General features: G+C 38.2%; 21 protein-coding genes and 1 riboswitch. Of the genes, 11 read left to right on the top strand and 10 right to left on the bottom strand.

What is annotated here, in order from left to right; genetic code table 11:
* Window positions 1-68: 68 nt before the first annotated feature.
* Window positions 69-1,205, top strand: a complete 1,137-nt coding sequence (locus FXW34_RS18555; RefSeq protein WP_147535548.1) for a CAP domain-containing protein — start codon at window positions 69-71, stop codon at window positions 1,203-1,205.
* A 764-nt stretch (window positions 1,206-1,969) separates the two neighbouring features.
* Here the strand turns inward: FXW34_RS18555 and FXW34_RS18550 are convergent.
* The 6 genes from FXW34_RS18550 to queC all read right to left on the bottom strand — a co-directional run bounded on the left by FXW34_RS18550 (window position 1,970) and on the right by queC (window position 6,201).
* Window positions 1,970-2,770, bottom strand: a complete 801-nt coding sequence (locus FXW34_RS18550) for an HAD family hydrolase (RefSeq protein ID WP_246141184.1) — start codon at window positions 2,768-2,770, stop codon at window positions 1,970-1,972.
* Window positions 2,771-2,791: 21 nt separating this feature from the next.
* A complete protein-coding gene (locus tag FXW34_RS18545; protein ID WP_147535547.1) occupies window positions 2,792-3,586 on the bottom strand; it encodes a divergent polysaccharide deacetylase family protein in 795 nt (264 codons plus the stop codon).
* Between the two features lie 106 nt (window positions 3,587-3,692).
* Entirely contained in the window at window positions 3,693-4,259 is a 567-nt protein-coding gene (gene folE, locus FXW34_RS18540; protein ID WP_147535546.1) for a GTP cyclohydrolase I FolE, read from the bottom strand.
* 75 nt (window positions 4,260-4,334) lie between these two features.
* Window positions 4,335-5,063, bottom strand: coding sequence for a 7-carboxy-7-deazaguanine synthase QueE (gene queE / locus FXW34_RS18535; protein ID WP_147535545.1), 729 nt, complete (start codon window positions 5,061-5,063; stop codon window positions 4,335-4,337).
* Window positions 5,056-5,538 (bottom strand): 6-carboxytetrahydropterin synthase QueD, encoded by a 483-nt coding sequence (queD, locus tag FXW34_RS18530; RefSeq protein ID WP_147535544.1) that lies wholly within the window; start codon window positions 5,536-5,538, stop codon window positions 5,056-5,058. Before queD ends, queE begins: the two co-directional genes overlap by 8 nt.
* A 3-nt stretch (window positions 5,539-5,541) precedes the next feature.
* Window positions 5,542-6,201 carry a 7-cyano-7-deazaguanine synthase QueC gene (gene queC / locus FXW34_RS18525; protein ID WP_147535543.1) on the bottom strand — a complete coding sequence of 220 codons (660 nt, stop codon included), beginning with the start codon at window positions 6,199-6,201 and terminating at the stop codon, window positions 5,542-5,544.
* Window positions 6,202-6,253: 52 nt separating this feature from the next.
* A riboswitch (PreQ1 riboswitch) is annotated at window positions 6,254-6,296 on the bottom strand.
* 154 nt (window positions 6,297-6,450) lie between these two features.
* Here queC and FXW34_RS18520 point away from each other — a divergent pair.
* The 3 genes from FXW34_RS18520 to FXW34_RS18510 all read left to right on the top strand — a co-directional run bounded on the left by FXW34_RS18520 (window position 6,451) and on the right by FXW34_RS18510 (window position 10,062).
* Window positions 6,451-6,801, top strand: a complete 351-nt coding sequence (locus FXW34_RS18520; protein WP_147535542.1) for a hypothetical protein — start codon at window positions 6,451-6,453, stop codon at window positions 6,799-6,801.
* A gap of 197 nt (window positions 6,802-6,998) precedes the next feature.
* Complete coding sequence (locus FXW34_RS18515) at window positions 6,999-7,679, top strand: TorD/DmsD family molecular chaperone (RefSeq protein WP_187119027.1); 681 nt, start codon at window positions 6,999-7,001, stop codon at window positions 7,677-7,679.
* Window positions 7,672-10,062: a DMSO/selenate family reductase complex A subunit gene (locus FXW34_RS18510; protein ID WP_147535540.1), complete on the top strand. Its 2,391-nt coding sequence runs from the start codon at window positions 7,672-7,674 to the stop codon at window positions 10,060-10,062. Before FXW34_RS18515 ends, FXW34_RS18510 begins: the two co-directional genes overlap by 8 nt.
* Window positions 10,063-10,248: 186 nt before the next feature.
* On the opposite strand, the gene bioB is transcribed toward FXW34_RS18510, so the two are convergent.
* On the bottom strand, window positions 10,249-11,244 hold the full coding sequence (gene bioB / locus FXW34_RS18505; RefSeq protein WP_147535539.1) for a biotin synthase BioB: 996 nt from the start codon (window positions 11,242-11,244) through the stop codon (window positions 10,249-10,251).
* A 242-nt stretch (window positions 11,245-11,486) separates the two neighbouring features.
* Here bioB and FXW34_RS18500 point away from each other — a divergent pair, with 242 nt between their 5' ends.
* From FXW34_RS18500 to FXW34_RS18485, 5 genes are all read left to right on the top strand, one after another.
* A complete protein-coding gene (locus FXW34_RS18500; protein ID WP_147535538.1) occupies window positions 11,487-11,681 on the top strand; it encodes an alpha/beta-type small acid-soluble spore protein in 195 nt (64 codons plus the stop codon).
* Window positions 11,682-11,883: 202 nt separating this feature from the next.
* Window positions 11,884-12,018 (top strand): hypothetical protein, encoded by a 135-nt coding sequence (locus tag FXW34_RS23610; protein ID WP_281292948.1) that lies wholly within the window; start codon window positions 11,884-11,886, stop codon window positions 12,016-12,018.
* A gap of 112 nt (window positions 12,019-12,130) precedes the next feature.
* Complete coding sequence (locus tag FXW34_RS18495; protein ID WP_222705337.1) at window positions 12,131-12,967, top strand: oxidoreductase; 837 nt, start codon at window positions 12,131-12,133, stop codon at window positions 12,965-12,967.
* 82 nt (window positions 12,968-13,049) lie between these two features.
* A complete protein-coding gene (locus FXW34_RS18490; protein ID WP_147535536.1) occupies window positions 13,050-13,265 on the top strand; it encodes a hypothetical protein in 216 nt (71 codons plus the stop codon).
* Between the two features lie 129 nt (window positions 13,266-13,394).
* Window positions 13,395-13,631: a hypothetical protein gene (locus FXW34_RS18485; RefSeq protein WP_147535535.1), complete on the top strand. Its 237-nt coding sequence runs from the start codon at window positions 13,395-13,397 to the stop codon at window positions 13,629-13,631.
* 458 nt (window positions 13,632-14,089) lie between these two features.
* On the opposite strand, the gene bluB is transcribed toward FXW34_RS18485, so the two are convergent.
* Both bluB and FXW34_RS18475 read right to left on the bottom strand, forming a co-directional pair.
* Window positions 14,090-14,737, bottom strand: a complete 648-nt coding sequence (gene bluB, locus FXW34_RS18480; protein ID WP_147535534.1) for a 5,6-dimethylbenzimidazole synthase — start codon at window positions 14,735-14,737, stop codon at window positions 14,090-14,092.
* Window positions 14,738-14,754: 17 nt separating this feature from the next.
* Window positions 14,755-15,843, bottom strand: coding sequence for a metallophosphoesterase (locus tag FXW34_RS18475; RefSeq protein WP_147535533.1), 1,089 nt, complete (start codon window positions 15,841-15,843; stop codon window positions 14,755-14,757).
* A gap of 166 nt (window positions 15,844-16,009) precedes the next feature.
* Between FXW34_RS18475 and FXW34_RS18470 the strand changes: the two genes are divergently transcribed.
* Both FXW34_RS18470 and FXW34_RS18465 read left to right on the top strand, forming a co-directional pair.
* Window positions 16,010-16,825, top strand: coding sequence for a hypothetical protein (locus FXW34_RS18470; protein ID WP_147535532.1), 816 nt, complete (start codon window positions 16,010-16,012; stop codon window positions 16,823-16,825).
* A gap of 148 nt (window positions 16,826-16,973) precedes the next feature.
* Window positions 16,974-18,125, top strand: coding sequence for a sensor domain-containing diguanylate cyclase (locus FXW34_RS18465; protein ID WP_147535531.1), 1,152 nt, complete (start codon window positions 16,974-16,976; stop codon window positions 18,123-18,125).
* A gap of 27 nt (window positions 18,126-18,152) precedes the next feature.
* Here the strand turns inward: FXW34_RS18465 and FXW34_RS18460 are convergent, their stop codons facing one another.
* The gene (locus tag FXW34_RS18460; protein ID WP_147535530.1) at window positions 18,153-19,511 is read right to left on the bottom strand and encodes a VWA domain-containing protein; all 1,359 of its coding nucleotides are present in this window, start codon (window positions 19,509-19,511) and stop codon (window positions 18,153-18,155) included.
* Window positions 19,512-19,613: the final 102 nt, after the last annotated feature.

Below are 19,613 nucleotides of genomic sequence, written 5' to 3'. Positions count from 1 at the left end.
TGGGCATGATTACTGCTTTTATTATTTGCTTAAATTGGATACAATTTTAGTAGAATGGGGGATTATAAATGAAGCGATTCATCCAAACACTATTGGTTATAGTTGTGTTAATCATTTCATGGCCATTAATCGAAAATCAAATCATCCAAAGTGATTTTGGACCAACATATGAAAAAATTAGCGATGGTATCGATAACGCTCAAGATCATCCAAAGTACTCAGATGCCATCGATTCATTTTTTGATAGTATTCATCAACTATTAACCGCATTTGGCGAGAATCCTGAAGACACTGAAAAGGAAGAAACATCTACTCTCCAGCTAGACAAGCCTAAATTAGATCAGCCTATATCACAAAGCTTTTCGGTCTATAATATTGAAATAGGCGATTCGAAAGATAAGGTCGAAGCTACAGTTGGAGTCCCAAAACGATCCACCTATAATGAATACGGTCTGAAATGGTCAACCTATCATCAAAATTATCAGCATTTCTTCATGGCCACTTATGATGATAACAATAAAGTAGTAGGTCTATATACGAATCAGGATCTTATCACCTCTACTAAAGGAATTACAATGAATGCAACTAAGGAAATGGTTCGTCAAAAGCTCGGTAAACCCCTTTCCAAAATTGAAAAGGGAACCTATTATTACCAAATTGAAGAGAGTCGGGACCATGATATCTATTTATTGGATGGCAACTATGTCACCATTTTTTATGATAAGCATGAAAATAATACCGTTACTGCACTTCAAATTATTAGTGAAAAAATGGAAGATAGAAAGCAGGATTTTTATACTGCTGAATCTGTTCAGCTACGAGAAGGCTTTGAATATCAGCTATTTGACCTTACAAACGCTACTAGGGTAAATCACGGTTTATCGATTTTAACTTGGAATGATCGGGTGAAGGAAACTGCGCGGGACCATAGCTTAGATATGGCAGTAAATAATTACTTTGATCATCAAAATTTAGCCGGACAATCACCGTTCGATCGAATGCAGGAAGACCAAGTGGTATTTACCTCCGCTGGTGAGAATTTAGCCTACGGACAGTTTAGTAGTATTTTCGCACATGAAGGCTTGATGAATTCACTCGGACACCGGGAAAATATATTGAGATCAGAGTATGAGTTTTTAGGTGTCGGCGTTGCATTTAATGATGAAAGTCAGCCATATTACACACAAAACTTCTTCGCGGATTAACACCGAAAAGCGGAAGCGGCTTGCTCAGGGGCGACAGGCATAAGACGAGCCGGCCAGAAGGTCGTACTTTGACCTACTGGCCGGATTGGCTTATGACCCAAGCCCCTAGCCGCTGGAGCTAGACAGTTCGAAAAGCGGAAGCGGCTTGCTCAGGGGCGACAGGCATAAGACGAGCCGGCCAGAAGGTCGTACTTTGACCTACTGGCCGGATTGGCTTATGACCCAAGCCCCTAGCCGCTGGAGCTAGACAGTTCGAAAAGCGGAAACGGCTTGCTCAGGAGAGTCACTAAACTAAACTTATTTACTATTAAAGAAGCAGTGACAGATCTAAATAATCTTACGGTAGTCTATATTAAAGTTCAGTGTGATTTTCATGTAAGTATGAGAAAAAATAAGCGGAGAATTTCCCGTTATTGTATGTAAAGGGAGCTAATTGATCTGAAATAAGAGGAGAATTTCCGCTTAAATGCTCCCAAGAAGACAAAATCCAATGGTTTTTATGAAATAAGCGGAAAAACTCCCTTTATTCTTAGCAAAAAACCCATATTTCTCAAAATAAGCGGAATTCTTCCGCTTATTTTTAACCACAAGTAAATCAACATTCGGGTAAACAGACTAACGTGCATAAAAATTGGCACACAGTTATTTCAAGGTAGTGCCTATTGAAAAAAAGAATAAAAAACCGAACTATTAGGAAATTCTTGGGAAGAATTTCACATAATAGTTCGGTTTTTTGTTTAGCTGAAAAACTTATGTCCCAGCGTCTATATTAATTTCAAAAGTTCTTTAACTGCGTAACTGATACCATCTTCGTCGTTGCTTTTTGTAATAATGTCAGCTGCTTCACGAATTTCCTTAGGTGCATTCGCCATTGCTACTGACTTTGTTGCCACTTCAAACTGCGATAAATCATTCCCGCCATCACCAAATGCGTAAATTTCTTCAAACTCGATATCGTTTAGCTCCGCATAACGTAATATGGCTCGCCCTTTATGGGCTTCGCGAGATGTAATTTCCACATTATTCGGAAATGATGATGCCATCGAAATATTTTCAAAATGTGCTAATGCTTTTTTTACTTCATCCACCCTCTCAAGCTGTTCAGGATAGACTAGAGCAATGATTTTATAAATTTTTAAATCATCTTTCATCAATAATCCATGATAATCAAAGCTTGTAAACATCTCATCTAATTCCGTTTTACTTTTTGAATGCAATGGTGGTAATGTTGAAGGAAAACCACCCTTATCAGTGTAAATAAGAATGCCAACATCTAGGTCTGTTAAAATTGAAATAATGGGTTCGTAGATTTCTCTCCTCAAAGTCGCTTCAAAAAGAAGTTCTCCTGTTTTGGAGAAGAGAATCGAACCATTGACACAAACAATTGGGCAGTTAAGCTCACGAATTCCCGGGACTTTTACTACATCAGTAAAGGCCCTTCCAGTGTTAATAATTACTTCTATCCCCTGTTCCTGAAGATTGACAATCGTATTAACACTCTTTTCAGTCATTTCAAAATGAGAATTTAATAAAGTACCGTCGAGATCCAATGACACACATTTCACGCTACAAATACACCTCTATATCTAATAGTGAAGCTGTTTAAAATATTTTTTATTAAAATCATCATATATTAATTCCGAGACAGGTACAATTTTTATGTTTTTATCCCCAAAATGTTTCATAGATGAAAAAACGCCTTTTGAACAAACATTTCCTGTTACACCTACATGTCCGATTGCTATACCACGACCATTTTTTTCTGTAATTTTCGCAAGAAGTCGCATTTGTTTCGAAACATATGAACTCGATGAGATATCATCCAAAAATACATCTCTAACTAAAAATGGTACGCCTAATTCCGTGGCGATTTTTGGAATTTTGGAATTAGGGCTTGTTCCACTATCGATAAGGTACAATCTATTTTCCTTCGCCACCTCGACAATCGCCCGCACAATTTCTTCATTTTCAATTGCCAAGGATCCCATATGATTATTTAACCCTTTTGCATAAGGAACACTTTTTATGGCCTCTCTGACGCGCTTCTTGACCTCTTCCTTTGATAAATCAACAGTAATCGGTTTTGGCCCAAGCCAAGATCTTTTTCCCTTTTTTGGTTGCATCGGTAAATGCACCATCACTTCAATCCCATTTTTATGAGCCCACTTTGCATGAGCCTTAGCATTTTCAGTAAAGGGCATCACTGCTGCCGTAATTTTTATATTCCCTTCCAAAAATTCTTTTACTCCACCAACGCCACCACCAAAATCATCTATGATAACAGCAGCCTTTAATTCATTCGGTGTGGCTAACGTGAAATTAGCAGGATGAATCATGCTTATGAACATGAGCGTTAGTATGAATAGAAATGCTCGCTTCATCTTACTCCTCCTACTTGTGTATTTTTGTTAATTTAACCTAACCAAGGGAGGTTAATGCACTATGAAACATAAAAAAACCACTTCAAGTATGAAGTGGTTTTCACTCTTAATTATGAATATAAGCTAATACTTCAGAACGTTTTGTTGCATCTTCACTAAAAATACCGCGAACTGCAGATGTTACGGTTTTAGCGCCAGGCTTGTTAACGCCGCGCATTGTCATACACATGTGCTCAGCTTCAACCACTACCATCGCACCGTGTGGATCCAATGTCTCCATTATCGTATCAGCAACAGTTGCTGTAATTCGTTCTTGTAACTGAGGACGACGTGAAACAGCTTCTACCGCTCGAGCTAGTTTACTTAATCCTGCAACTCGACCATTTCTTGGAATGTATGCAACATGTGCAACACCATAAAACGGAACAAGATGATGCTCGCACATGGAGTAAAAAGGAATATCCTTAACAAGTACTAATTCCTCATGATCCTCGCTAAAAATGGTTTCGAAGTATTCTTTAGGATCGATAGTAAGACCCGAAAACACTTCCTCGTACATTTTGGCAACTCGCTTAGGTGTATCGAGCAATCCTTCTCGATTTGGATCTTCTCCAACTGCCTCTAATATTAAACGTATCCCTTCCTCAATTTGGGCACGATTTACCTTTGACATTTTACTTCCCCCTACGGACATCTATTTCATCTTTATTTTATTATTAAGGATTTCTTATTATTGGAAAAAATAACCCTATACGCCTCGCTTATTTCCCCAAATATAGGTATGAAGCTGTGGCAATACTTTAACATCGCGTAATTGATGATCTTTCATAACTTTATCAATCAACCATTCATATTGCGCAATCAGTTTCGCTAATAGTGGTTTTTGATCGATTGTCTGCAAATCATCATTCCCCGTTTGTAGGAAAAATGGCACTTCTGGATAGCGCAAATGGACGCTCTTCGCGTACTCATAGTCAGCTACATCAAAAACAACCACTTTTAAGCTCACATGGTTTTGGTGATTCCGTGTTTTCAATTTATCGATGATTTCATCTAATACCGAAAAATCTGTTTTCATGCTCGAACTTGGTGGTTTTGGAGAAATCGTTAATTCATCTATCTGATAAAACCAATCCTGCCACCTGCTCCCTTGCGTTTCCAAGCCGATTTTAATTCCTTTTCCTTTTAATAAGTTGATAAATTCATCTAAATTTCTTAATAATGCTGGATTTCCGCCGGATATCGTTACAAATGAAAATCCATCTCCACCGAGTTCTTTGAGCGCATCCCAAATTTCCTCAGCATTCATTTGCTTGATTTGATCCTTTCCTGTTCCATCCCAAGTAAAGGCAGAATCGCACCACGAACAGGAATAATCACAACCTGCAGTACGGACAAACATCGTTTTTTGACCGATGACCATCCCTTCGCCTTGAATCGTCGGACCGAAAATTTCCAGCACTGGGATTTTACTCAAGCTCCATCCACTCCCGTCTTGCTTCAGCGAAGCTCGTAGGAGTTTCGTATAGTCGAACAAATTCTACTCTTGCTCCTAAATATTGCTCTTGTCTTTCCTCTTTTTGCAAAGCTTCATGCATTTTTTCATAGATCCACACAACCATATTCTCAGCGGTTGTATTCATTGGTGGCAAGGTTTCATTTAAGTAACGATGATCTAAGTGTACTTCAATTTCTTGCTTCCAAATTTCCTTTAAATCCGCAAAATCCATCATTAAACCACGTTCATCTGGGTAACCGCTAATCCCGAAAATCACCTTATACGTATGACCGTGAAGATTTTTACATTTCCCTTCATATGCATGAAGGTGATGCGCTGCATCGAAGGTAAATTCCTTACTAATCATCACCCGTTTATTGTGGTATTTTAATTGATTTCGTTTGATATCCTCATCTATTTTTTGGAGCTTATCAACTATGCGAAAACCATACATATTTTATTGCTCCTTTCTTTCAGTTAAATAGTCCTCTAAACCTTTTTGACGGAGCTTGCAAGCCGGACACTCACCACAGCCATCAGCGATAACACCGTTATAGCAGGTTAATGTCTTTTCTCTGACAAAATTAAACGCATTAAGCTCGTCAGCAAGCTTCCATGTTTCTGCTTTATTTAACCACATTAGTGGTGTATGAATCACAAATGATTTATCCATCGCAAGGTTTAACGAGACATTCAGAGATTTAATAAAAGAATCTCGGCAATCGGGATAACCACTAAAATCTGTTTCACAAACGCCAGTCACAATATGTTTTGCACCGATTTGATAGGCAAGCACCCCTGCGAAGGACATAAACAATAGGTTACGCCCAGGTACAAATGTCGAAGGAAGCCCTCCTTCTTCTCCATCCTTGACCTCAATATCAGCTCTTGTTAAAGCATTAGGAGCTAACTGGTTAAGTAAGGACATATCTAATATATGGTGTTTAATTCCTAGTTCTTTCGTAATATTTTTTGCACATTGAATTTCAGTGATATGTCGCTGGTTATAATCGAAGGTAACAGCGACAACTTCTTTAAATTGCTGCATGGCCCAAAATAAACATGTTGTACTGTCTTGGCCTCCGCTAAAAACTACTACGGCCTTGTCGTTTTTCATTTCTTCATGCTCCTTTACATAAAAAAACAGCACTACTAAGAAAGCAGTACTGTTTTCCTTAGTTTTTTTGAGAGGGTAGCTAGAACCTCTTTATTAAAATGTGGCATTAATATTTTAACATAATTTGAAACCAGTTTATTATAACACAATCCATTCAATAGTTCATTAAAAAATAGATTCATTCACTCTTTTTGAATTTAACAAGTATTAGCTCCCCTGAATACCCTATACACTGAGGAGGGATTTGTTATGTATCATCAAAATGAGTTTGGCAATCATCACGGACATTTATATTATCGTGATGATGAATTCCGTAACGTAAAAAGTGCTTGTCATAAGTATATGAACTTTCATGTTATTGGTACGATGGCAAATGGTCAGCAAATTGAAGGAATTCTCGAAGATATGGATGATAGGAATGTAACGATATTAGTTCCAGAAACGGTGGAAGAAGATGTAATGGAATCACCAGAAACACGGGTGTATGGAGGATTTGGTGGTGGTTACGGTAGAAGGCGTTTTCGCCGTTTCCGTCGTCGTCGTTTCCCCTATACAGTTTTCGTCGCCCCTTTCATCATCCCGTTTCCTTATTTTTATTAAAATCAAACTGAGCTGTTGGACATTATTAGTCCTTCAGCTTTTTTCATATAATTGATACCTATTCTCATCATCCATATTTTATTAAAAAACTAATGAAATTTATATTACATTCCATTTTTTTAAGAAAAAGATAATATTTACTAGCTATGATTAACATATATTACTATTTTAATAAAGTAATAGAAAGGAATTCAACCATGTTTACAGGTACAGAAATTAAGCTTCATACAGATACTGTTTCGATTTTACAAAGTAGATTGTACATTAATCAATTAATCCGACGTATCATGGATGTCCCACCTGACCGTGAAAACTTCATGGAAATAGCCGAAGATCCCCGCTTCCATTATTTATGTGAAATTAGCCACTCTTGTCAAACCATTCAAGAGGGAATCACCACCTACCTTTTAGGTGAGGGAAATACCGTCAACTCAGTTAGAGAAGAGTACACTCGACTCTTTATAGGTCCGGGCAATTTACCCGCTCCACTTTGGGAATCCGTTTACTTAAGCAGAGAACATATTATGTTCGATGAACAGACTATTCAAGTAAGAGAATGCTATCGGAAGCATGGTTTAAGCTTTGTCCGAGAAAATAATGAGCCTGACGACCATATCGTGACTGAGTTAGAATTTCTAAGCTATTTAATACTACAAACATTATTAAGCACGGATCACGCTAGTAAGAGCTTTTATATGGATGAACAGCTTTCATTTTTGCAGGAGCACTTATTAGTTTGGGGCCCGCTATTATGCGAACGATTAAGTGAAGCAGCAGAAAATGACCTTTTCAAGGGAGTTTCTCAGTTATTAATGGAGTATTTAGAGCTTGAAATAGAATTAACGAGCCAGCTGAAGGAGGAATTAGCTTATGAGTGATGAAAATAAAACACTTGCAAAAGAACTAGCAGATAAAAAACTTTCAAGAAGAAGTTTATTAAAATGGACCGGTGCACTCTCCATACCTGCACTCGCGGGCGGAGGTATTTGGGCTTCGAAACGGCTAACGAAAACGAAAAGTCCTGGAGTAAGTAGCGGTCCAGAAACCATCATTCCTACCTGCAGTACCTTTGATTGCGGTGGAAAATGTGTGATCAAAGCACATGTGCAGGACGGGGTTATCACTCGAATTAGCACAAGGACTGATGAAGAATTAGATGAATCGAATCCATACATGAAGGCCTGTGTTCGAGGTCGTGGTTACCGCAAATATCAGTACCATCCAGACAGATTGAAATATCCAATGAAACGCGTGGGCAAACGTGGTGAAGGAAAATTTGAACGAATTTCCTGGGAAGAAGCAATTGATACGATTGCGAATGAAACGAAGCGGATTACTGAAACCTATGGTCCAACCGCACGCTATGTTCATCAAGGTACCGCGGTCTCAGGCGGAACAATGATGGGTGCGAATTTTGCACGCCGTCTTATGGCGATGACTGGTGGTTATTTAAATTACTACCATTCCGTCAGTATGGGGAATACAGCAGCTGCGACTCCTTACACTTATGGAACAGCCGCAACAGGAAGCAGTCTTGATACGCTTGAGCACACAAAGTTAGTCGTGCTTTGGGGGCATAATCCAGCTGAGACAATCTTTGGTCACACAAATCATTACTTTAAAAAACTAAAAGAAAAGGGTATCAAGTTTATCCTAGTGGATCCTCGTTATTCAAACTCTGGACAAGCTTATGCAGATGAATGGATACCGCTTTTACCAGGAACCGATAATGCTTTAATGGATGCAATGGCTTATGTAATTGTAAAAGAAAACCTCCATGACAAAGCCTTCCTTGATCAGTTCGTAGTGGGCTTTGATGAAGACCATATGCCTGATGGAGTACCAGCAAATGAATCATTAGTTGCTTACCTTTTCGGTCAAAAGGATGGAATTGAAAAAACACCAGAATGGGCTGAAGCCATCTGTAAAGTACCAGCAGAAAAAATTCGTGAATTTGCTCGTGAATATGCCAATGCTAAGCCGGCTGCTCTTATTCAAGGCTGGGGGCCACAACGTCATGCAAGCGGTGAACGGATTGCCCGTGGCGGTACTATGCTAGCCACCATTACTGGTAACGTCGGTAAAGCAGGTGCATGGGCTTCGGGTTACGGTGGAATCCCACGTAAATTCCCTGTTGGCGTTCCGATTCCTGAAAATCCAGCAAAAGCATCTATTTCAATTATGTCCTGGACAGATGCAATTACTGATGCCAAGTCGATTACACCTGAAGATGGTCTACAAGGAGTTGACCAATTAACAACGAATGTGAAATTGATTATTAATCTAGCTGGAAACTATTTGGTCAACCAGCAGCCTGACATCAATAAAACAATCAAAATCCTTGAAGATGAAAGTCTAGTGGAGTTTATTGTCGTAAGTGATAACTTCTTATCGCCAAGTGCTAAGTTTGCCGATATCCTGCTTCCGGAGAATACCTTCTTCGAACGTTGGAATTTAGGAGAAACTTGGGCATCCGGTGATTACTTTGTTCTTTCTGAAAAGGTCGTTGATAATTATTTTGAATCTCGCTCCGATTATGAATGGCTAGCTGAGGTAGCTAAAAAGCTTGGCGTAGAAAAGGAATTTACTGAAGGACGAGACGAGTTAGGTTGGATTAAATTCATTTTAGAAGAAACCAAAAAGGTTGAGCCTAGTGCCCCTACCCTAGATGAGTTGAAAAAATCAAGAGTTCATATGTGGCGTTATGATAAGCCGAGGATTGCTTTTAAAGATCAGATTGAAGATCCAGCCAATCATCCTTTCGAAACCCCTTCTGGAAAAATCGAACTGTTCTCAAAGGCGTTGTATGATATGGAACACTCCGAAATTCCGGCTATTCCAAAATACGTTCCAGAATGGGAAGGTCCGAGTGATCCGTTGACTGAAAAGTATCCACTCCAATGCATCACCTGGAAAGCGAAAAATAGAGCAAATTCATGTTTTGCCAATCATCCTTGGCAAAAGGATTTAACTGAACAAGTTCTCTGGATGAACCCAGTTGACGCCGAAAAACGTAAAATTAAATCTGGAGATAAAATCAAGATTTATAATGATCGTGGCACCATCCTCATGCCAGTTCAAGTAACGGTCCGAATTATGCCTGGCGTTGTAGCAATGCAAGCTGGTGCTTGGTATAAACCTGATAGAAATGGTGTCGACACAGGCGGCTGTGCCAACGTTTTAACGAGCCAACGAAAAACACCGTTGGCAAAGGGTAATGCCCACCAAACGATGCTCGTTCAAGTCGAACGTAAAATTTAATCGTTTTTATAAGTTTATCGCACCACCTAGCCTGCTGTTTGCGGTTCTAGGTGGTGCGTTTTTGTGTTATTCATACCATCTAAGCAGACAATCTTCTGTTATGAAACTGTAATTCGATGCTTTTTACACCATCAAGACACAAATTACAGCTACTAGAGGTTGTAATTGACAAATCCTTAAAACATATTATAGAGCACATTGCTCGATTTCAAAGCCAAGATCTTCAATCATGCCCCAGTCAGCAGTTGGCTCTTGACCAGCAGTAGTTAAGTAGTCACCAACGAAAATTGAATTCGCCGCAAACAAACCTAGAGCTTGTAAAGAGCGGAAATTCACTTCGCGTCCACCGCTCATACGAATTTCTTTAGTTGGATTTACAAATCGCATCATGGCCAATAGCTTCAGGCATTTACGCGGATTTAACTGCTTTTGTCCCTCTAACGGAGTTCCTTCAATTGGGTTTAAGAAATTACAAGGAATTGAGTCTGTATCTAATTGGCGTAAAGTTGTTGCAACTTGTACCGCTTCAAGATCTGTTTCACCCATTCCGAAAATTGCACCTGAACATGGTGACATTCCAGCATCTTTAGCAGTTTCCACTGTATCAACACGGTCTTCGTATGTATGAGTAGAACATACATTTTCATAGTTCGCTTTGCTTGTGTTAATGTTGTGATTATAACGATGAACCCCTGCAGCTGAAAGCTTTTTCGCGTGTTCTTCATTTAAAAAGCCAAGACAGCAGCAAATTTTTAAATCTGTAGTTTGGCTAATTTCTTGAACAGCTTCGACAACATGGTCAATTTCGCGATCAGTTGGACGACGTCCAGATGCAACGATGCAGTATGTGCCTGCTTTACGGCGAATAGATTCCTGTGCCCCCGCAACGATCTCCTCTTTAGATAACCAGCCATATTTTTCAATCGGTGCATCTGACACGATTGATTGCGAGCAATATCCGCAATCCTCTGCACATAAACCAGATTTAGTATTAATAATCATGTTAAGCTTTACTTTATTCCCAAAATAATGGTGACGAATCATATAGGCAGCATTCATGATTTCAAGAACTTCCTCATCCTTCGCTTGGACAATCGCAAGTGCTTCATCTTCTGTAATTTGATATCCATCAATAATACTTTGAGCTAGTGTTTTCCAATCTTTCTTTGTTGTTACTTCCATCCTTCTTGTCCCCTTTTTATTAAAGTAAAAGCATTTGTTTTTTGTAAACTTAAATAATATTTTAGTTAACATATAGAAAATTACCACATAATAACAAGTTTTACAATTAGCAATTTTAAAAAAATATTTAAATAGTGCAACTTTTAGGAAAAAAATACAGGGAATCACGATTCGGATTACGGGGAAATTAAACAATGAGCTATTCATATAGCTCAAAAAATATGCGGCGGGAGTGATGGATCATGGCTAGAAACAAACTTTTGGTTCCTGGTTCAGAAAACGCATTACAGCAAATGAAAGCAGAAATTGCCAATGAGTTTGGTGTTCAACTTGGTGCTGATACGACCGCACGTGCAAATGGTTCAGTCGGTGGCGAGATGACAAAACGACTCATTGCCCTGGGTGAACAATCATTGCGTAACCAACAAAACCAGTAGGGTTAGGTCGTTATATACCATAACATCCCTCCTCTATCTCTGGTCTTTGTTGTTTTCCATGGAATGGGCCCGACTCGGGTCCTTTCCTATTTTTTATTTAGGCTGTGTTTTATGCACAGTGTTGATTTTTTGCCACGGTGATAGGAGCGGGAGTCAACATTCAAATTTATCACAAGCTTTATTAAAAACGGAGGTTTTTATTATGACTAATAAGAATGACAATCGTGAACGTATGAACAAATACCCAAATAACAAACGTCAGGACACTGAGTTTAACAAAGATACGGACATAAGAAGCGAAATCACCAAACGCGATTTGAAAAATAAAAACTTTTAACTCCTATTACGAAAAAAAGCGGACCAATATTTGGGCCGCTTTATCTCCTTTCCATTGCTCCATAACGATTTCTCCAGTTAAAATAAAGAAAAGCACAATGAAGGAGATTAAAATGAACCATAAAACCGCGATCATCACAGGGGCATCTAGTGGCTTTGGGTTATTAAGTGCAATAGAGCTAGCCAAGCGCCATTTCCACGTCATCGCGACGGTACGAGACCTCTCAAAAGCCAAACAGCTTGAGGAACTCGCCAAGAAAGAAGGAATCTCAAACTTAATTTCTTTTCACCTCCTTGACGTCACTTCAATCGAAAGCATCCAACAGTTTACAGAGCATTTATCCGAGTACTCAACCATTGATGTGCTAGTTAATAATGCAGGTTATGCACTTGGTGGTTTCAGTGAGGAAATTCCTGTTGATCACTACCGACAGCAATTTGAAACTAATTTTTTTGGCGTCATCAACGTAACTAATGCTCTCCTCCCTATCATGCGCAATCAAGGCTATGGTAAAATCATCAACATGAGCAGTATTAGTGGAAAAATTGGCTTTCCAGGAATGTCGCCCTATGTTGCCTCAAAGCATGCCCTTGAAGGCTATAGCGAAAGCTTGCGTCTTGAGTTAAAGCCATTTGGTATTGATGTTGTCCTAATTGAACCTGGTTCCTTTTCAACCAATATTTGGTCGAGTGTTGACTCAATACCCGTTAATCAGGATTCACCCTATCATCAGTACATGAATCAGATCTTAAACCAGGTCAAAGCAGGAAAAGCAAATCACGGAAATCCATATGATGTGGCAAAACTTGTTGCAGACATATCGACTATGAAAAAATCACCCAAGCTTCGCTATCCGATTGGTAAAGGGGTCAAACAAAACATTATTTTAAAAAAACTCCTTCCATGGCGAACTCTTGAGAACATCATTTTAAAGCAATTGAATAAATAAAGAATAGTATTACTTGATTCGGATAACCTAATGATACATATTGTTTTTTGAGATATCAGTCTCAAAACCAGGAGGTTGTTGTATGGATCGAATGCAGTTTGAACGACTCGGTGACGAGTTACGAGAAATCGGACATAAGAGACGGAAGCTTGCTGAACAAGTATTTCAGGAGGTCCAAGAGGGAGATGGTAAATCATCCAAAGAGTTATATCAAGAATTAAGCTCTGTTTCAGATCAAGCCATCGAAATTATTACGAAGCAAAAACAATTATTTGATGAACAAGTACAAAACATATAGAATGAATGATATGATATAGCCCGAGCTGGTTATGTCATTTTTTATTGGTCAATTTATCCGTTTTATGGATAAATCTCTAATAACTGGAGAGAATACACTGTGAAACTATGTTAATGAAGGAGACAAATGATGTTAAAATTAGTAAACAATATGGAGTTTGAAATTACCTCCAGTTTTATTCCCAATATTAGCAACGCCGCAAAGCTAAAGATTGTTGAATTAACCCCGGAAAGCGTTGTTGTTCAAATGTATAACTCCAACTGTAGAGGTGTCTTTCCTGTTGATAACTTCCAATACTGGGTGAAAAGAAGCTCGCTTATCCACATCATCGAACAAGATCACGAGCAAGAACAGCAAACATCTTAATAAAAGAGGCTGGGACATAAGTATTTCAGCTAAACAAAAAACCGAACTATTAGGAAATTCTTACATGGAATTTCAAAATAGTTCAGTTTTTTTATTCTTTTTTCAATATGCACTACCTTAAAATAACTGTGTGCAAATTTTTTTGCAATGAGTCTGATAACCAGTTTGTTTGTGTTTAAAAATAAGCGGAAGAATTCCGCTTATTTTGGGAAATACCCATATTTCCCTTCATATAAAAGGAGTTTTTCCCCTTATTTCATAAAAATCACATTATTTTGTCTTTTTAGGAGCAGTTAAGCGGAAATTCTCCTCTTATTTCAGATCAATTAGCTCCCCTTACATACAATAACGGGAAATTCTCCGCTTATTTTTTCTCGCACCTTCATGAAAATCACCAAGGAACTTTAATATTGTCTTCCATAAAATCATTTAGTTCTGTCCCAGCCAGCTTTTATATATTACTTTTCTCCCCATTGATTATGGAAAATTAGCGGCTCTAATTCCTGGCGTTTCTCCCAATTAGCAAGCTCTAATAACGGTTTCTCTGGATAATGGTCAGTATAGCCAATTGAAATGAGCGCCAACGGATCAATATGCGGTGGTAAATTTAAGATGTCTCGAACATCATTCTTCTTATAAAAGCTCACCCAGCCCATCGCCAAACCTTCTACACAGGCCGCCAACCACATATTTTGAATGGCACAGGCAGTCGATAGCGCATCGGTTTCTGGAATAGAATTTCTACCGAGCACATGCGAGCCACCTCTCGTTGGATCACAGGTTACACAAATGGTGATGGGTGCTTCCTTCAGACCTTGAATTTTTAAGCCTAAAAATTTTGATTCTTTTTCTTCATTTTCCTCATAATGAATGGCAAGTGCCCTTCTTTCCTTATCGGCAGCCCATGCCAATTTTTCTTTTACATCATTTGAAGTGATGATAACAAAATTCCAGGGCTGACTGAATCCGACTGAAGGCGCGTGATGAGCTGCGTTTAATATTCGATTTAGTTTCTCCTCCGAAACCGAATCTGGTAAGAATGAGCGAATATCGCGACGATTATAGATTGTTTTATATACTGCTTCCCTTTCTGCTTGTGAAAACATACTTTTCCCCCTTGTGTCTATTTGCCCACAAACTCAACCTGAATGACCATAACCTCTGCCTTTGTGCCAATTCTAATTGGAGGTCCCCACAATCCAAATCCGGATGAAACAATGGAATGGAGCTCCCCCTTTTTCAAATATCCATAATCATTTTCATAGATGAAATTTGTCAGCAAGCTAGCTGGCCAAATTTGACCTCTATGTGTATGGCCAGACAACAGAAGGTCCGCGCCAAAGTCCTTAGCTTCCTTTAAATCCTTTGGCTGATGATCCATCATAATGATTGGTTTATTTTTATCCAAATTATTTAGGTAGGCATTTAGTTTTATTCGACTGTTATCCGTATGTTCCTTCCTACCAACGACATAAAAATCTTGAATGTTAATATATTCGTCCATTAATACAGCAATTCCAAGCTTATCCATTTCAGCTAAAATCTCGTCCTTATCATCACCGTAATAGTCATGATTACCCAAAACCGCATAAACTCCAAGCGGAGCATCAATTTTCCCTAGCACCTCTCCCATATTTTGGTTAAGATAAGGCTCGATATTATCGTTAATGATGTCCCCTGGCAATAACACTATATCCGGTTTTTCTTCTCCAACCAATTTCACTAATCGCTCAAGATGGCTTTTTCCTACCAACTGCCCTAAATGAATATCAGAGGCCATTAAGATTTTTAGATCCTTACGTTCAGATTTTTTGTTAATCTCTATCGTGTAATTGCGCACAGTTGGAATCCAAGCATTGTATGAACCATATAGAAAAATAAATATGAAAACTGCAATTACTCCTATTCCAATTGATAGCTTATATTTCTTTTTTAATAAAAAATAAAGCAAATTTGCTAGCGGTAAAATCAGGAGACTGTAGCTTAATAGCATCATCCAATAACCACTTATCCATTGAAAAACGTTAAAAGGTAACATGATTCCAATAAAGATTGAAAGCGATAAAAACACGATAAAGCTAATATAGCTCTTTTTGTATTTGCCTAATGGAGTTGAATTTAGTAAAGCCCAACCGTTTCGACCGATATAATAGCAAATCAGTCCGTAAAGAACAATTGAAATAATAACCGATAGGATGATAGTAAATGACATGTTTGCGCACCTTTAATGTATTTTTTTGGTTCAAATAAAATCTTACATTGAAGCACGAAACAATTCAAATATATTATTTCTGATTCCGAAATACTTCACGAGGACAATTGCGTTGGCTTTTTATACTTTAACCATTGTAAAATAAAGCTAGAAAGGATGTGGAACCATGGCGATTATTTTACCGCATATCGAAAATGCCAATACAACTCACTACATACCACCAAAAGGTGAATACATACATTTTACTGATGAGAGACATTATGCTGAGAAGGTTCGCGAATGGGGTTTAAGCGGAGCTAAGGAGGTTAAGAAGGAATTTTGGTACAAGGAGCGTACGTTGCAACGTCTTGTAACAATTATTGGCTATGAATCCTATGGGATAACTGGTGAACATGATACACTTGTGATTCAATTTCAAGATGGACACCTATCTTGCATCAACCCTGCGTTATTAAAAGAAATGCAGTCTTCAAATTTTGGTAAAGAACTGATGATACAGACAACTACGGATCAAATGGAAGCATCACTCGCTGATACGAATGCTGCAAATAATGAAACGCAATCTTCACCCGAATCGATGACCAAATCCTTAGCGTCCGTATCAAGCAAAACGAAAGCTACAAAACCTAAAAAAGAAAAAGCACCAAAGCTTGTTTTACCAGAGGAAAAGGTTCATTTTACGGCACAGGTAAAGCAGTTTGCCCTTAGTTGGAATCATTTTAATGAGGAAAATGACGAAGTGGTTGTACTTGAAAATGTCATCGTTGAAAGCGAGGCTCCATTAGAGGTTGGTCTTGCCTGGTGTGCTCATAGCAAAACCTTGAAGAAATTCGAACTTGCTCCCGGCGAGTCTCTTGAATTTGATGGTAAAATCGTAAAGAAATCCCTACCTAAAGGTAAGGATATTGATGACGAAGCACTTCTGTTTGAGGGGTCCATCGCTTATAAAATTAATAACCCATCTAAACTAAAGAAGAAATAAAATACTAAACCTGTGGTGAATCACCACAGGTTTTATTATTCCTTGTTCAAACAAAATACAAATACCAAAGTTATGCAGATGCATTGAAATGGTAAAATATTAAGGTGCTTATGATATTATATTTATATACTTTCAAAGGTGGTGGAGCATGAAATTTAACGGAAGAATGATTGGGATATTTCTTGTTATGCTCCAAGTAATTGTTTGGATTTCCCATGATCACCTCAAATTAACTGATACACATAGTTTGATTTTTCAGATGGTTCTATTTGCGATATACTTCCCCATCTTTTGGATGTTAGGGAAAATGCATGATAAAAATAAATACCAAACGAAACAACTTGAAGCAAATAAAAAACGATTTCAAACCATTTTTGAAAAAGCAGGAATTGGCGTATCCCTCATTGATGAAAACGGACGACCTGTTATGGTGAACCCTAAATTACTAGAAATGTTAGGATATTCTGAAGAGGAATTAACATCACTAACATTAAACGATATTAGTGTGCCTGATGATGCCAAAGTAAATTATGATTTGTTGCATCAACTGGTGAACCAAGAAATCGATTCCTACACATTAGAAAAACGATATATCCGTAAAGATGGTCAAATTGTATGGGGTGAAGTAACTTCATCGTTATTTCCAAATAACGAAGGCGATCTTACTTATGTAATTGGAATGGTGAATGATATTACCGAACGCAAGGAAACTGAACAGAAGCTCATTGAATTAAATCAAGAACTGGAATACCGATCAAACCGTGATGGTTTAACTGGTATTGCTAATCGTCGCTCCTTCGATGAACAGCTATTGATAGAGTTGAAGATTGCTAAAAAATTCAAGCAATCTCTTTCCCTTATCCTAATTGATATCGACTTCTTTAAAAAATATAATGACACATACGGGCACATCAATGGGGATAATTGCTTGAAAAGTGTCGCTAAAGTTCTCTGCGGAATCACTGAACTACCGATATGTCTACCGGCACGTTATGGGGGCGAGGAATTTGCCATTATCGTTCCAAATTCCAATATGAAGGATGCTGTGATCATTGGCGAAAAGGTTAGGGCCTTAGTCGAGGAACTAGAACTACCGCATATACAATCTGACATCAGTCCATTTGTTACAATCAGTGTTGGAATCGCTACCATAGTTCCTGATGTTCATTCAACACCTGAAGACATCATTCATCAAGCAGACCAAGCTTTATACCAAGCTAAGCTTAATGGGCGAAATCAAATATATAGTACTAACAATTGTAAGACATATCAAACCAAAGAAAAAGCTTGCATCCACTAATTATCAATGGATGCAAGCTATTATTTTTTAATCTTCGTATTTCTTCTTCATTTCCTCGCCCTTTTCCTTAATGGCGTTTTTCAGGTTTTCTCCATTAGTTTTTAGCTCGTCTTTTAAACTTTCATAGTTTTCTTCTTGGTATTTCTTAATGATCTCATAACGCTGATCAATTAAACTATCCACTTCAACACGGATATCATAGCTGATTTGCTCTTGATCATTTAAATAATAGGCGGCTTCACTTAAACGATTTTGCTCATCGTAGGCTAAACTACCAAACTTATTGTTCTTTTCCCAAAGGTTATTGGATTTTTTATTTTGCTCATCCCAAACTTTATTCCAATTCTTATTGCTCCAGTCCCACCATTCATTCCAGAGGTGACGACGCTCATCTTCCCAGATACGATTAAAATCTTCAGCAGAATCAACTGTTTCAAATTCACCACCACCGGCTTGTGCAACCTCTAAGAGCTGCTTTTGACCCGCGCTATCAACGTTAAAACCAATAATATTGACAACTGCCTCAATTTCTGAATCATGCAATGACTTTGCCGCCTGAACAGGGTCTCCGTCACAGGTTTCAACCCCATCGCTTACGACGTATATGATATTTTGCCCAGGCTTGTCTGCTTTTTCAAAATCAGCCTTGGCTTCGTTTATGGCCTTGGCGATTGGTGTCCAACCAGTTGGTTGAAAGCTGCCAAGAGATTCGGAAAACTCCCCTTGATTATAAGCCTTTAAATCATACACAAGCTCAGTACTACCACAGGACAATTCTTTATCACTGTCACTATTGCTCCCCTTATGACCGTATACACGAAGTGAAACGTTTGCTCCCTCTGGCATTGAAGCAACAAAATTATTAATTGCTTCCTTTGCTAAGTCCATTTTCGACCTTCCACCTACCTGCTGTGCCATACTGCCACTCGCATCTAGCAAAATAGCAATATTTGCATTTAAGGCAACCTCACCATTCTTATTTAGCTTCATTCCACCAGGTATTTGGCTAATTTTCGTTTCAATTTCAGGATTAAACTTTTCAAAAAACTTATAATAAGGTCGATAATTTTCTCCTTCTCGCATCAATGCTAGAAGTGCATTATAGATTTGAAAGCTATCCTTATCTTGAAAATTTGATTCATTTAATTCTTTGTGGACTATTGCTTTATTGTACTTTGTGCCTGAGTACTTGCCTGGGTTTTCCTTTAAAATGTCTTTTATCGATTGTGCTACCTCTGTTCCCTCATCTTTTTCTTCTTGTACGTTGTTAGTATTTTCGCTTTCTTTTTCAGATTTTGATGCAGCATCCTCTGCAGAGCAGCCAAACAACGTGAATGATACTAACAATAGCAAACACAAAAATAGTGCAAAGCTCTTGATGTTCATGAAAACTTCTCCTCCTTAACTAGATTAGTAGGGAATGTTTTTTCATCTAACCACATATTCTCTACTAATTTTTTACAAAAATAATACCCAACAACTAATTTA

Origin of the sequence: Bacillus marasmi (assembly GCF_902168435.1) — a bacterium.
GTDB classification, from domain to species: domain Bacteria; phylum Bacillota; class Bacilli; order Bacillales; family Cytobacillaceae; genus Bacillus_BU; species Bacillus_BU marasmi.
Note: the sequence above shows the minus strand (reverse complement) of the source record. Positions and strands in the feature narration are given on the sequence as shown.